The organism is Treponema medium, assembly GCF_017161265.1.
Taxonomy (GTDB): Bacteria; Spirochaetota; Spirochaetia; order Treponematales; family Treponemataceae; genus Treponema; species Treponema medium.
The window spans coordinates 393,527-407,648 of sequence record NZ_CP031393.1; the positions used below are offsets into that span (position 1 = coordinate 393,527).

The window sequence follows — 14,122 nt, forward strand, 5'->3', positions numbered from 1 at the left end:
TCTGATATGTTGATCTACCCTAAAATCCCTCGCCGCGCACCAATGCGACAACACACAAAAACAGTGCGAAGAGCGTATACACGTATTTACCGAGGTAATACCATCCGTTGCCGTAGCGCTTTTTTGCTCCGGTATTGATTTCGTCCAACAGCTCATCTTTTTTCATCACCCAGAACCACGAAACAGCGCCGAGCACTGCCCCAATCGGTATAATATATGTGGAGACCAAATCCATCCATGCGCCCCAGCCGCCGAGAATTGCGCCCTTGGTTTCTGCGATAGGTTCCATAAATACACCGATGCCGAAGGTGATGACGCCGAGAACGATAATCACTGCGGTACGTTTTAAACCTTTAAACGTGTGCATCAACGATTCGGCGACAACTTCAAGCATATTCTGCAAGGATGAAATTCCTCCGAACACGACGACAAGGTATAGGATGATACCGAATATTCTGCCGCCGGGCATTTTTTGAAGGATGGAAGGGAGGACAACGAACAGCAAACCGGGACCGCCTGCGGGATCCATCCGATAAGCAAAGCACGCAGGGATCATCACAAGGGCGGCAACAACCGCCGCGATGGTGTCGAACAGTGCGGTATTTTTTGCTCCCGCTACGCAGTCATGATCTTTACTTAAATAAGCGCCGTAGACAATCATCCCCGATCCGGTAATGGATAGCGAGAAAAAGGCCTGCCCCATCGCAGTTATCCACACAGACGGATTTTTTAAATGGCGCCAATCGGGGATAAATAGGAACTTATATCCTTCAAAAGCGCCGGGCAAAAATGCCATACGAACCGCCAATGCTGCAAACAATATGAAAAAGAGCGGCATCATTATTTTATTTGTTTTTTCTATCGTATGTGCACCGAGCACAATGGTCAGCAGCGTTACAATAATAATAACCGCGTGATAGGGTACAACGCTGAACTGCTTAAAGGCAAAGGATTCAAACCACTGTCCGGGTTCTACCGTCATAATACTGCCCAATACGGACTGCGTAAAAGCCTTGAGTACATACGCGATGATAACGGCATACCCGATAGCGATTGTAATTGAACCCGCCAAGGGCAACCACCCGAGTATCTTACCGATGCCCTCAAGGTCTTTGCGGCCGTGCTTCCACGCATAGGCATAGGAACCGAGCGTCCCCGTACCGCTGCGGCGGCCGATTGCGTATTCTGCGGAAAGTCCGACATATCCGAAAAGGATAACAAATAAGATATAGATGAGCAAAAAGGCGCCGCCGCCGTTGCTTCCGAGCTTGTAGGGGAAGCCCCACACATTCGCCATACCGACAGCTGAGCCGACGCAGGCGAGAATAAACCCTATGTTGCTGACAAACCTGTTATGTTTTCTTTCCATCTTTTACCTTTACATCCGAAGCTTCGGTTCCTGCCTCCGGTTTTGCAGGCGTTGACGACGGCTTTTTAGAATCAGCCGACGGCTTCGTTTGCGAAACCTTATCTTTTTCTGTACCGGCTACCTTGTCTGCCGTTTTCTCTGCATCCGGTTTTGTTTTAGAATCGGACGCGCCCTTTTCCGGTCGGTTTTCGGTACCGCCCTTATCCCGCTCCTCTTGCGTTTTACCGTCTTTATCCTGATCTTCTTTTTCCTGTTTTTCCGGCTCTTCCTGCGCTTTCTTGATTTTTTCTTCGAGTTCGGCGAAGGCTTTGTTTTCGGTGCTTTCGGTAAATCGAGTTTTCATCTCTTCAATAAAAGAAAGCGCTTGGTCATATCGTTTGGAAAGAATCAGTATTCGAGCATAATTGAGCGCCGCTTCGGGATTTTCCGAATCCTCATCGTACAGTTTTTTATACATTTCACAGGCGCGCGCTTCATCGCCGGTTGCCGCAAGACTGTAGGAGTAGGCTTTTGCAATCAGCACATTGCCGGGCGCATCTTTATATTGCCGCTCAAGGATGTTCTTTGCCTTTCCCCAATCGCCCTGCAGCCCGTACACTCGCGCCAAATTATACTCCGCCGCATTTTTATGCGCAGGATCCTTTGCAGCCTTTAGATAAAACTCCGCCGCTTTGTCGTACTTAGATACTTCGGTGTATGCTTGGGCAATCTCAAAATAAGCTTTCGCTGTTTCGGAATCGACAGTACCCTTTGCAAACAAACCGGCAGCAGTTATAAAAAAAAGGAGGAAAAACAATATGCTGTTCTTCGGTATCTGAGCGGCAATATTGCGGACACCCTCGGCGGAATTAATAGCTTTAATCCGTTGAACTGCCGCTCCCGCCGTCGATTGAGCCGCGCTCTCATTGATACGTTTATTTATTTTGAAGCACCACATTCTCAATCGCTCTCAACTGATGACGATACAAACCTGCAATAGTCGCGCCGTAATCCGCAATAAGCTGAATCATATTCCGCGGATGTTCAGCTTCATCAACCCCGTTGATCCTATCGCCCGCGTCTCCCAACCCGGGAAGGATATACGCGGCGGAGTTCAGTGCAGGATCCATCCACAGTGTATACACCGTACAGCTCTTTAAAGCGCGGGCGGCACATAAAGCTCCCTTGAGCGACGAGATAACATGGAAGCAGCTGATCGATTTCGGTTTCACTCCCTGCCGTTCAAGGTATTTGACAACGGTGATCAAACTGCCGCCGGTTGCATTCATCGGATCTGCAAAGATCAGGTCTTTCCCGTTCAAGTCTTCTAAATTGAAATACGACATATCCAGATTGAGGACATACTGCATATCATCGACTTTTTTTGTATCATCCCGTTTAATCTTAAACAGTGCAAACGGGGTTACATAGCCGTGTGAAGAATATTCTTCAATCTCCTTGGACATAATCATCGACGGAAGGAGTGCGCCGCGCAGCATAACACACATGACGGTGTTTTCTATTTTATGATCGATGTCGCAGATTTTATGTACGGCATAGTTCTGTACGGGAACGGTAACCGGCGTTTTAGAAATAAGGTAATTTTTGCTATCCTCGTGGCTTCCGCTATACGCAAGTTTGAACAGCATTTCATAGGCACGCTGCGTATAATAGACAAATTCATTATGACCGGTTTCGCTGCTGCGCAGTTTTGCCATAACACGGGAGGCTTCCGCATGGCTTGCAAAATCGGTATTAAATGAATAGACCTTGAGCTGAGGTACTTCTTTGCAGATTTCCTGCAAAATCTTTCCCATTTTATCATATAATGCGATAATCTCAGTTTCAGCCGTATCTTTTTCTTTTATATCCGCGGCAGCATCGAGCCGTGTAAATTGTTGCATTGTCTGATTATACAGTTCATCTAATTTTTTGAGATATGCATTATCCTTCGACGTCAAATAGCCTTGAAGCGATTCCGCTTCCATAATAACTTGTTTCATATCAAACTCCTCTATTAAATTAAATACATAAACGCGGTCGGCTTTTTAAAGCATCCGAGAACCTCTAAAAACTTCAGTTTTTTAGAGGTTTTCCTTAAGCTTTTTGCGATGTATTTTTATAAATTATTACAGTATAACAATTTATAAAAATACTCGTTATCAGCTTTGCTGATGAGGCATCTTCTAAAAATCTAACCGAGTTTTTAGAGATGCCCATCCGTGTTCACAAAAAAAAACGCCCTTAAAAAAGAGCGTTAAAAAACTTCACTAAAATGAAACAATGGCTGCAAAGGAAAAGGCAACAACAACGGAATACCTTCCCCATTTTTTCGAGTACAGAATTTACATTCAATGCCGAAGTGCAACCATGTTTTGTCATTTGCACAATATTTTAATAGAATGAAAGCAATTGTGCAAGCCGTTCCTTTCCGATTATCTTCATAAAACCGGCAAGGCGCGGACCTTGGTCTTTTCCAATCAACGCCTGATAGACGGCGGTAAACAGCGCTTTCGGTTCGATTTCGCATGCATGAGCTACATCATACAGCGCAGTTGAAAAAGCCTTTTCATCAAGCGCGTCCATCTGCGGTAACAGCTCATCGCGGATTTTGCAGAGTGCAGCGGTTTCGGCTGCGGAAAGTTCCGCCTTGCCGCCGTCGGTACGCAGTGCAAACCGGAAGTCTTCCGGCGCACATTCGGTAATCCAATACCATGCGCACTTCGCCCGCGCTTCAAAACGCTCCCGCTGTTCTTCCTTCATATCCGGCAAAAGCTTCATGACCGCGGCGATGTCTCCGGCATTGATTTGTAAAAGATTACAGAGATGTCTGAATGGAATTTGATACGATATGCAGGACGGCATCCCTTCAACCTGCGAAAGTTCATAGATGCGGCGTTCTTTCGCATACACCTCATCGTTTTTAGCCTTGTCAACACCCCATGCGATACGCTCGGTTTTATCGTAATCCTCATAGGTTTTGATAACGTCCAAGTCGAAGCTGATGGAAAACTCCGTGTTCGGCCTCGTTCCGGCAAACAAGTACCGCGCAATTTCAGGCTGATACACGTTCAATACATCGGACAGACTGATGACCTTTCCCTTTGACGAGGACATTTTACCCGGCAAGCCCTTGATGCCGATAAAATCGTAGCGGAAGCTGACGGGAGCAGGCCAATCATATACTTCATCCGCGACAAGCCGCGCCGTGTCGAAAGAACCGCCTTGACTGTGATGGTCTTTTCCGGCAGGTTCAAAAACCGTTTTTTCAAACTGCCAGCGCATCGGCCAGTCAACCCTCCAGCCGAGTTTTAATTCCTTTGAGGTGCGTAAGTCGGCCTTTTCCTGATGACCGCAGCTTGTGCAGCGGTATTCCAATCCGTATTCGCCGTCGTAAGAAACGATCTCGGTAGTGTCTTTATTGCAGTTGCAGCAAAAAGCCGCGACAGGCCAATATTCTTCCGTTGCAGGAATTTTATGCTCATCATCGCGGTAGCGGTTTAAACAGTCTTTTATTTTGTCGCGGTTCTGCAGCGCTTTTTTCATCCCTTCGGCATACATGCCGCTGCGGTACCGTTCAGCCTGATATAAAAATTCGGGATGAATACCGACTTTCGGCAGCACCTGCTCTACATCTACTTCGTGATGACGCGCGTAAGACGTATCGCGACCGGTTGTATCGGGTACCATTGTGATGGGATACCGTAGATAGTTTTGCAGCGTTTCTTTTCCCGGCATATTTTCAGGCACTTTGCGAAACACGTCGTAATCGTCCCATGAATAAATAAAGCGTACCTTTTTGCCGCGGTCGCGTAGGGCGCGTACAACTAAATCAACCGAGATAATTTCTCGGAAGTTGCCAATGTGAACGGTTCCCGACGGCGTAATTCCCGAAGCGCATGTATAAGATTCCAAATCGCCGCGCTCGCGTATAATCTTCTCTGCGGTTTGATCCGCCCAATGTACTAATTTCTGATTGTTTTGTTCCTTACTCATATCATCCTTGTATTGAACTCAAACAGCCCTGCTGATGAGGCTCGAAAGGTTCTGTTTTGGTGATTGTTTGAAAAATATTGCGGAATTGTATACTGCGTTGTCGATTGTGTCAATTGAAAATGTGCTACCGTCGGGCAGCTCTAAAAGCTAACCGAGTTTTTAGAGATGCCCTAGCACAGCTGTGCAGCGCTACTGTATGCTGCCAGTTCTCGCCCTTGATTATGAATGATACTGTAGAGGCAAGCATCGAGCAGCACCCCCGAAAGTTCTTGTCCCATTGTACGGATTTGCATATCGGTTTTATTTAAGAGCGAGATAATACGGTACACGGTCTGTGCATTCCATTGTCTACTCGCGCGGCGGTACTGGTCAATCGCTTTCTTCGATGTAAAGCCCGCTCTTTTTAAACTGAAATCATCAAGTCCGCCGGTTTGCGCAAGATTGTGCCAGTCCCGAAGCCGCCGAAAACAGTAAGCAAGCCCCGCAATCAGCTGTACCGGCGAAGATTCTTTGGAAAGGGTCAGCTTTTGGCGGATATTCAGTGCGTATTCCAGATTGGCATTACTCAGCGCATCAAAAAGCGTAAACGGCGTTTCTTCTTTGTTATGAGCAAGCAGGCGTTCAACAGTCTCCGCTGTCAGCGTTGTTCCCGGTTCAAAAAAGAGGCTGATATGAGTACACGAGGTTTTGAGCGCTTCGGTATTATTTTCTACCAGCTCCAGCAGAACCTCAATAGCATCCTGTTCAATACCGATCTTCGACTGCGCAAAAAAACGGCGAATCCAATCCTGTTTTTTATTTTCAAACAGTTCCCAAAATATTTTTTTGTGATCTTTAGGTACCAGCTCTTCAATTTTTTTATCAATACCGATTTCATCGGAGATCAGCACCAAAAAAGCGCCATCCTCCGTAGGCGTCTGCTCAACCCACTGCGTAAGCGCCTGTATATCTTCCTTTTTCTTGATTGCTTCCGCGTTTCTGACAACGGCAAACCGAGCTTCCGCAAACAAAGATCCGTTCTGCACGGCATCCAAAACGACTGACAGAGAAGTATCCGCTGCATAAAAGAGATGATTATCGAGCTGTCCGTATTTTTTTTCCGCGCTTTTTTTCAGGGCTTCAAGCGCATCGTTCCGTTCCCCCAATTCGGGACCGGTAAAAAGCCATAAAGGGGCACTCATCTTTTCGCGTTATTCCTCTTCAAATTTCGCGGCAAAAAGCTGTTCAAGCGCAGCAACCGCCTCGGCCTCGTCGGCGCCGTCTGCGGAAACGGTCAGCTCGGTTTGATACCCTGCTGCCATTGTCATTACACCCATAATAGATTTTGCATTTACGGTAACATTTTCTTTTTCAAACATAATATTCGACTGGAACTTGCTTGCCGTTTGTACAATCAACGACGAGGGACGCGCATGGATGCCGGCGCGATTTTGCACAATAATCTTTTTTGTTACCATAACTCTTTTCCTTAATAGGTATCATCTGCCGAATAATAAGGTACTCGGCTTGTATCGCTTTCCATCCAGCGCAGAATATTTTGATTAAATTCTTTCGCAGAATAAACGCCCATACTTTTAAGCCGCTCGTTCATTGCAGCTGTTTCTAAAATAATCGGAATATTCCGTCCTGATTTTACCGGTATTTCCAAGAGAGGCAGTTTTACATCCAATATCTCGGTGGTAAGTTCCTCAGTACCGATGCGGTCATATACTTTATGCGAATCCCATTCTTCCAACTTTGCCACCAGTTGTATCTGTTTTTGCTCCCTCACCGACCGAACTCCATAGAGCTGCATAATATTGATAATTCCAAGTCCGCGTATTTCCATGTGATGCCCGATTGTCTTGTTGGCGCCCCGCCCGATCAAGCTGTTCCCGTTGATACAGGTGATTTCGACTACATCATCAACCACCAATCGATGACCCCGCTCTACAAGCTCAAGCGCCGTTTCGCTCTTACCAACCCCCGAATCGCCTAAAATGAGAATACCAAGTCCATATACTTCTACCAGAACACCATGTATCGCTACTGTTGGAGCAAATACATCAGAGAGAACACGCATCAGCCGAATGGAAAGCTCACTGGAAGAAAGATCTGTCTGTAGTACAGGACAGCCGGTTGCCTGAACCAGCTCTAAGAACATGGGAGGAGGAGGAATATTATGAGAAAAAATACAGCAGGGAATATTATACGTCATCATTTTTTTTATATTTTCGATGGCATTGCTTTCGATGAGTGTTTGTAAATAGGCGCATTCCCCCCTACCGAACAACTGAACACGCTGATACGCAAAAGAATCAAAAAACCCCGAAAGAGCAAGTCCGGGACGGTTCAAATCCGCAACGGTAATGCTGCGCGTTAAGCCCTTTTGTCCGCACACGCAATGCAGGTGAAGCGCATCGTGCTCCGTTAAGTCGAGATCGAGTAATTCAAGTACCGTTAAACTCTTAGAAAGCATGGATAAGCCTTTGTAAACGCGCCGACTGCCCTAGGTTCAGTCTTTCAGGGCTTTGAGTTCGGCTTTGAGCGATGCGCTTTCGCGTGATTGACGCGCAAGGCGGTCGGCAAGAAGGCGCGACAAAAAGATACCGTAATGCGGGTAAGATTCTATCAGCTTCATAAATTTCATCTTGGGTACTTTAACCAACGTCCCCTTTCCAATTGCGACGATCGTTGCCGACCGCGTATCATTAGTGAGAAATGCCATCTCTCCGATAAAGATATCCGCCGGCGTCAGCACCGTTAACAGCGTATTATTGACATAAACGGCATAGCGACCGGATCGGATATAAAAGAGATTGTTCGATTCATCGTTTTGGCGACATACCACTTGCAAGTGATTAAAATGGAAAGTTTCCTGCTCCCGCAAAATTGCCGGTGTAAGATTTGCACTATTCTTCTGGTTCGGCACCTCGAACGAGACCTCGTTTCCTGCATCATTATAATACAGTTCTTTCACAAAACTTTGGCTCATCTTAATGCCCATCCCGTGCAAACCTGCCTCAAAAGGTGCATCGAGCGCTGAACGCCAGTCAAATCCCGGTCCATCGTCTTTGATGGTAATCCGCGTGCGTTCAGGAGAAATATTGTATGTAATGAGTACTTTTTTCGTTCCGACGACAGGATCCATCCGCTTTATTCTAATGAGCTCAAGGACATCCTTTCCCTGTTTGAGCCATTCGGTTTTTTCATCATAACTGATATTGCAATTCCCGTGTTCTACAGCGTTCAGCAGCAACTCCATCATCGCACCCTGAAACGCACTCCGTTCAGCTTCATTAACGCGGTCGGTATTATAAAGATAGGTAGAAATAAGATTTGCATAGAACATAACTTCAAATGGGTCTGTCTCGCTGGTAAAACTACCGTGTTCAAGCTCATTCGCCGGATGACTCATACCGCGGTTAACTAAAAAATGTTCATGATGATTTAAAATTTTAATAATTTGCGCAACATACTGTTCAAATTCTTTGCGTGTTAAAACGAATAAAAAGTTAGGCTCTTTCCGCTGTGTCAGTGTTGCTTTTTGCTCCTGCGAATCGGTAATTGCAATAACTCCTCCGAACAGCAGCCACGGATCATCTTTTACTACTTTAAGGCATTTTTCTGCATGAACCGCCGGATCACCGAAATCAATAATCTTGATTTCCGGCATCTCGTATCGGAAAGCTGCAAGCGCTTCGGTATAACTTTGTAATTGTTGCGAGATAATACTGAAGTTTGACTGCTTACACGCCTGCTGCATCGCGTCTACTGTGGTTACAACCGTACTAACAATCGGAATCTTCTTCATAACTTTTATCCTTCTGTGTGAAATTTTATAGATATACAAAATTTCACACTACTTTTAGGAAAGACGGACAAACGCATCAGAAATAGTTTAAGCGCTGCCTTTCATGCAAAATTTTGCTAAAAATTTTGCACATTTTATTTTGAGAAGCAGGATAAACACATCAGGTTATTAATCAAATATCGAAAAATAAAGAGGCTGTGAGACCATTTGAACCGCGAAGAGGTTCAATTCTGGTTGAACAGCCTCTTTATTTTTCGGGGTACTATAAAAAAGCTGATGTGTTTATCCTAACTTTGGATGAGTATAGCATAATTTTATTTTTCGTGCTACATTTCGTTTCGTTCATGGAAAACCTATCATTTTTGCCGGGTAGTCCGCTTCCTGCCGGCGCTGCCGTCTATAGTGACGGTGTGAATTTCAGTATCTTTTCCCGCCATGCCTTCTCGGTAACATTGGATATCTTTGTAAATCCCGAAGATCCTACACCGTATTGCTCATACACTTTTGACCCTCAGACGAATAAAACAGGCGACATCTGGCATGTCTTTGTAAAAGGACTGCCAAAAAACGCCTTATATCTTTACCGTGTTGACGGCCCGTTTGCTCCTTATGAAGGAATGCGCTTTAATGCCGGCAATTATCTGCTCGACCCATACTCGCGGGGGCTTGCCAACACGGAATCCTTTAACAGAAAATTTTCCACGCAAACACCGCCGCCTCATATAGATGGTGATTTGGCTTTCTTAACCGAACAGTCAGCTGCTCATTTTCCTAAATGCATCGCGGTAGCTTACGATGATTTTGACTGGCAGGGCGACCATCCGCTCAATTATCCGCTGAAAGACTGTATCATCTACGAAGCGCATGTAAAAGGGCTTTCGTGCCATCCCAATGCACCTCAGCAGCACAAGGGAACCTATCAGGGTATTATTGATACCATCCCTTATTTGAAGGAACTGGGCATTACCAGCCTTGAACTGCTGCCCATTCAGGAATTTAACGAGCATGAACTCACCAGAATAAACCCGCGGACAGGCACCGTGTTAAAAAACTATTGGGGATACAGTACCATCGCCTTCTTTGCACCTAAATCATCGTATGCCTCAGGCCGTGAAGGAGTTAATGCCGTATTCGAGTTCAAACGGATGGTGCGCGAACTGCATAAAAACGGCATCGAAGTAATCCTCGACATCGTATTTAATCACACGGCGGAGGGGAGTGAATTCGGCCCGACCCTTTCATTCCGTGGCTTGGATAATACCATCTATTATATACTGGAAGATAATGCTCGTTATTACCGCAACTACTCAGGCTGCGGCAACACCTTCAACTGTAATCACCCGATTGTGCAAACCTTTATTCTGGACTGCCTGCGGTACTGGGTTATCGAAATGCACGTAGACGGCTTCCGGTTCGACCTCGGTTCCATCTTAGGCAGGGATCAAAAAGGGAAGCTTATGGATAATCCGCCAACCATCGAGCATATTGCCGAAGATCCCATATTAAGAAAGACAAAGATTATCGCCGAAGCGTGGGACGCGGGCGGCGCCTATCAAGTAGGGAATTTCCCCGGCGGCAGGTGGGCTGAATGGAATGACCGTTTCCGCGACGATGTACGGCTTTTTTGGCGCGGCGATTCATCCCATGCTAAAGAACTTGCGACGCGGGTAACCGGTTCCGCCGACCTCTATCTTGTCAACGGACGAAAACCTTTCCATTCCATCAACTTTGTTACCAGCCATGACGGGTTTACCCTCTACGATTTATTAAGCTACAATAAAAAACACAACGAAGAGAACGGCGAAGACAACCGTGACGGCAGTGATTCCAATTGCAGCTATAACAACGGCTTTGAAGGGAAAACCGAAAACAGCCATATCGAAACTATACGGAAGCAGAAGGCAAAGAACATCCTGCTAACGCTCATTTTATCGCTGGGAACTCCGATGTTGACCGCCGGAGATGAGGTATTGCGAACTCAGAAGGGGAACAACAACCCTTACTGCCAAGACAATGAAATAAGCTGGTTCGATTGGTCGCTCACCCGGAGCAATGCCGATATATTGGCATTTGTAAAAAAATTGATCCGCCTGCGTAAACAGCATCCGGTGTTTTTGCGCTCGGAATTTTTAACGGGAGCGCAATCGGGCGAGCGGCGTAAACCGGATATCAGCTGGTACAATGCACAGGGCGACACCCCCGATTGGAACCAGCCTTCGTCTTTTTTAGCATATTTCCTTGACGGTTCCACGGCGGAAACGAGAGCTGAACGTGATGATAACAGCTTTTACATCATCCTAAACGGCGGTACTTTAGACGTTACGGCAACAATCTGCCCTCCTCCGCAAGGAAAGCATTGGTACCGGCTGATCGATACGTCCTATCCTGCAGGGGAAGATTTTACCAATCCCGAACAAGCTCCGCTTTTGGAAAACCAACAAAAATATGTCGCATTGGCGGCGACTGCCGTCGTGTTAATTCTGAAATAAGGGGTAGATTATGTCTCAGTTAAAAGAAACCTTACGAGCAAGTATTCTAGGCAAGTTGAAACGGAATTTCAGCAAGGACATATCCGAGGCAACAAAGCGTGAGCTCTATGATGCCGCGGCGAGCAGCGTTATGGATAGCATCCAGCCGAACATATCCGCAACCAGAGCCGCGCAGGAGCAGCCCAATGTACGGCAGATGTATTATTTCTCCGCCGAATTTCTGATGGGGCGGGCGCTTTCGAATAATCTGAATAACACCGGTATGCGCGCCGTAATGGAAGAACTTTTAACGGAGCTTTCCGCCTCGTATCGGGATATTGAAGATGAAGAACCCGATGCAGGACTTGGAAACGGCGGTCTCGGTAGGCTCGCCGCCTGTTTCTTGGATTCGCTTGCAACACTCGACTACCCCGGACACGGCTACGGTATCCGCTACCAGTACGGTATGTTTGAACAGCGGATTGAAAATGGGTATCAGGTAGAATACCCCGACAACTGGCGGCGTTACCGCGATCCGTGGGAAATACGCCGCGATGATTTAGCGGTCACGGTGCGCTTCGGCGGTACCCCGATATGCACGCAACAAGAAGACGGTACCCTACTCTACCGGTTGGAAAATGCCGAGGAGGTTATCGCAACTCCTTATGATATGGCGATCATCGGCTACGGCACCAAAACCGTCAACCGCCTGCGCCTTTGGGAAGCATCCTCTCCCGACGGCTTCGACCTCCAGCTCTTTAACAACATGGAATACACTGCTGCGGTTGCAAAGCAGAACTCTGCAGAAAATATTTCGCGTGTGCTATACCCGAACGACACCGGCCCGTCGGGAAAGGCGCTCCGTTTAAAGCAGCAGTATTTTTTTACTTCTGCGAGTTTACAGGATTTGGTGCGTTCATTTATCCATAAACACGGTACGAATTTCGCCGACTTCCCGCGTTACAATGTTATTCAGCTGAACGACACGCACCCTGTTGTGGCAATCCCCGAACTGATGCGCCTTTTGATGGACGAAAACCATCTCGGCTGGGATGCGGCATGGACGATTGTTACTCAAACATTTGCATACACGAACCATACGATTTTAGCAGAAGCGTTGGAAAAATGGCCGATTGAGATATTCCAAGGGCTGCTGCCGCGCGTGTATCAAATTGTAGAAGAGATAAACCGCCGCTTCCTGCTGGAGCTGCGGGAAAAATATCCGAACGATTGGAAAAAACACAACAAGATGTCCATTATCGGCGAAGGAAAAATCCGTATGGCATGGCTCGCGATTGCCGGCTCGTTTTCGGTCAACGGTGTCGCGGCGCTGCATACCGAAATCCTTAAAGCAAAAGAGCTGTCCGATTGGTATAATCTATATCCGCAGAAGTTTAACAATAAGACAAACGGCGTTACGCAGCGCCGCTGGCTTTTAACCGCAAACCCTGCGCTTTCGGCCTTTATCACGAAACATATCGGCGACGGCTGGATTAAAGACCTTACCCAGCTGCGGCAGCTTGAAAAACTGGCGGATAATCAGGAAGCCTTACAGGAACTAATCGCAATAAAAAAACACAATAAAGAGCGGCTTGCGGAATTCCTCAAACGGACGCAGGGAGTTGTGATCGATCCCAACTCGATTTTTGACGTACAGATAAAACGGCTCCACGAATACAAACGCCAACTCTTAAACATCCTGCATGTGATGACACTCTATAACAGAATTATCGAAGACCCGACGTATGATCCTATTCCGCATACCTTTATCTTCGGCGCAAAAGCGGCGTCGGGCTATCGGCGGGCAAAGCTCATCATTAAACTGATTAATACCGTCGCCGACCGCATCAACAACGATCACCGCGTAAGGGGAAAATTAAAGGTGGTGTTTGTGGCAAACTATTGCGTCTCGACTGCCGAAAAGATTTTCCCCGCTTCGGATATTTCCGAGCAGATTTCCACCGCGGGTAAAGAAGCGTCGGGAACCGGCAACATGAAGTTTATGCTGAACGGCGCAATCACGCTCGGAACGCTGGACGGCGCCAATATCGAAATTGTGGAAGAAGTAGGCGCTGAAAACGCCGTTATTTTCGGTATCACCGCCGATGAGATTCAAAAAATCGAGCACGAGCACAGCTATAATCCGCAAGAATACCTGAACCGCAATCCTGCATTGGCGAGAGCGCTGACCCAGCTTATCGACGGGACGTATACGCCGCCCTTTGACAACAGCTTTAGAGAATTGTATGATTCGCTGGTATACGGCGTGGAAGGTCAGCGGCCGGACGTCTATTACGTACTGGCGGACTTCGATGCATACACAGCAGCGCAGGAGCGGATTGTCGAATACTATCGCAACCCGATGAAATGGGCTAAGATGTGTCTTCTGAACATCGCCCGATCGGGTAAATTCAGTTCAGACCGTACTATTGAAGACTATGTGCGGGATATCTGGAAGCTGGAAAAAGTGAGTGTCAATTAAGGGGGATGTCGAAAAAAAAACACTTTTAAGACATC

General features: G+C 46.8%; 10 protein-coding genes. 2 read left to right on the forward strand and 8 right to left on the reverse strand.

Translation table 11 applies throughout. From position 1 onward, the window contains the following. Positions 1-19 precede the first annotated feature (19 nt). From DWB79_RS01730 to DWB79_RS01765, 8 genes are all read right to left on the reverse strand, one after another. Positions 20-1,369 carry a sodium-dependent transporter gene (locus DWB79_RS01730; RefSeq protein WP_016522342.1) on the reverse strand — a complete coding sequence of 450 codons (1,350 nt, stop codon included), beginning with the start codon at positions 1,367-1,369 and terminating at the stop codon, positions 20-22. Continuing rightward, complete coding sequence (locus tag DWB79_RS01735; protein ID WP_016522343.1) at positions 1,353-2,306, reverse strand: tetratricopeptide repeat protein; 954 nt, start codon at positions 2,304-2,306, stop codon at positions 1,353-1,355. The genes DWB79_RS01730 and DWB79_RS01735 overlap by 17 nt, the downstream gene beginning before the upstream one ends. Continuing rightward, positions 2,284-3,366, reverse strand: a complete 1,083-nt coding sequence (locus DWB79_RS01740) for a uracil phosphoribosyltransferase (protein ID WP_420825627.1) — start codon at positions 3,364-3,366, stop codon at positions 2,284-2,286. The genes DWB79_RS01735 and DWB79_RS01740 overlap by 23 nt, the downstream gene beginning before the upstream one ends. Positions 3,367-3,742: 376 nt before the next feature. Further along, entirely contained in the window at positions 3,743-5,344 is a 1,602-nt protein-coding gene (gene lysS / locus DWB79_RS01745; protein ID WP_016522345.1) for a lysine--tRNA ligase, read from the reverse strand. Positions 5,345-5,514: 170 nt separating this feature from the next. After that, on the reverse strand, positions 5,515-6,525 hold the full coding sequence (gene holA, locus DWB79_RS01750; protein WP_016522346.1) for a DNA polymerase III subunit delta: 1,011 nt from the start codon (positions 6,523-6,525) through the stop codon (positions 5,515-5,517). Between the two features lie 9 nt (positions 6,526-6,534). Beyond that, on the reverse strand, positions 6,535-6,801 hold the full coding sequence (locus tag DWB79_RS01755) for an HPr family phosphocarrier protein (protein WP_016522347.1): 267 nt from the start codon (positions 6,799-6,801) through the stop codon (positions 6,535-6,537). Between the two features lie 11 nt (positions 6,802-6,812). After that, the gene (gene hprK / locus DWB79_RS01760; RefSeq protein ID WP_016522348.1) at positions 6,813-7,802 is read right to left on the reverse strand and encodes an HPr(Ser) kinase/phosphatase; all 990 of its coding nucleotides are present in this window, start codon (positions 7,800-7,802) and stop codon (positions 6,813-6,815) included. Between the two features lie 36 nt (positions 7,803-7,838). Beyond that, positions 7,839-9,137 (reverse strand): cyclic nucleotide-binding domain-containing protein, encoded by a 1,299-nt coding sequence (locus tag DWB79_RS01765; protein ID WP_016522349.1) that lies wholly within the window; start codon positions 9,135-9,137, stop codon positions 7,839-7,841. Between the two features lie 344 nt (positions 9,138-9,481). On the opposite strand from DWB79_RS01765, the gene glgX reads away from it, so the two are divergent. Both glgX and DWB79_RS01775 read left to right on the forward strand, forming a co-directional pair. Next, positions 9,482-11,626 carry a glycogen debranching protein GlgX gene (glgX, locus tag DWB79_RS01770; RefSeq protein ID WP_040858943.1) on the forward strand — a complete coding sequence of 715 codons (2,145 nt, stop codon included), beginning with the start codon at positions 9,482-9,484 and terminating at the stop codon, positions 11,624-11,626. A gap of 10 nt (positions 11,627-11,636) precedes the next feature. Next, positions 11,637-14,087 carry a glycogen/starch/alpha-glucan phosphorylase gene (locus DWB79_RS01775; RefSeq protein WP_016522351.1) on the forward strand — a complete coding sequence of 817 codons (2,451 nt, stop codon included), beginning with the start codon at positions 11,637-11,639 and terminating at the stop codon, positions 14,085-14,087. Positions 14,088-14,122 lie beyond the last annotated feature (35 nt).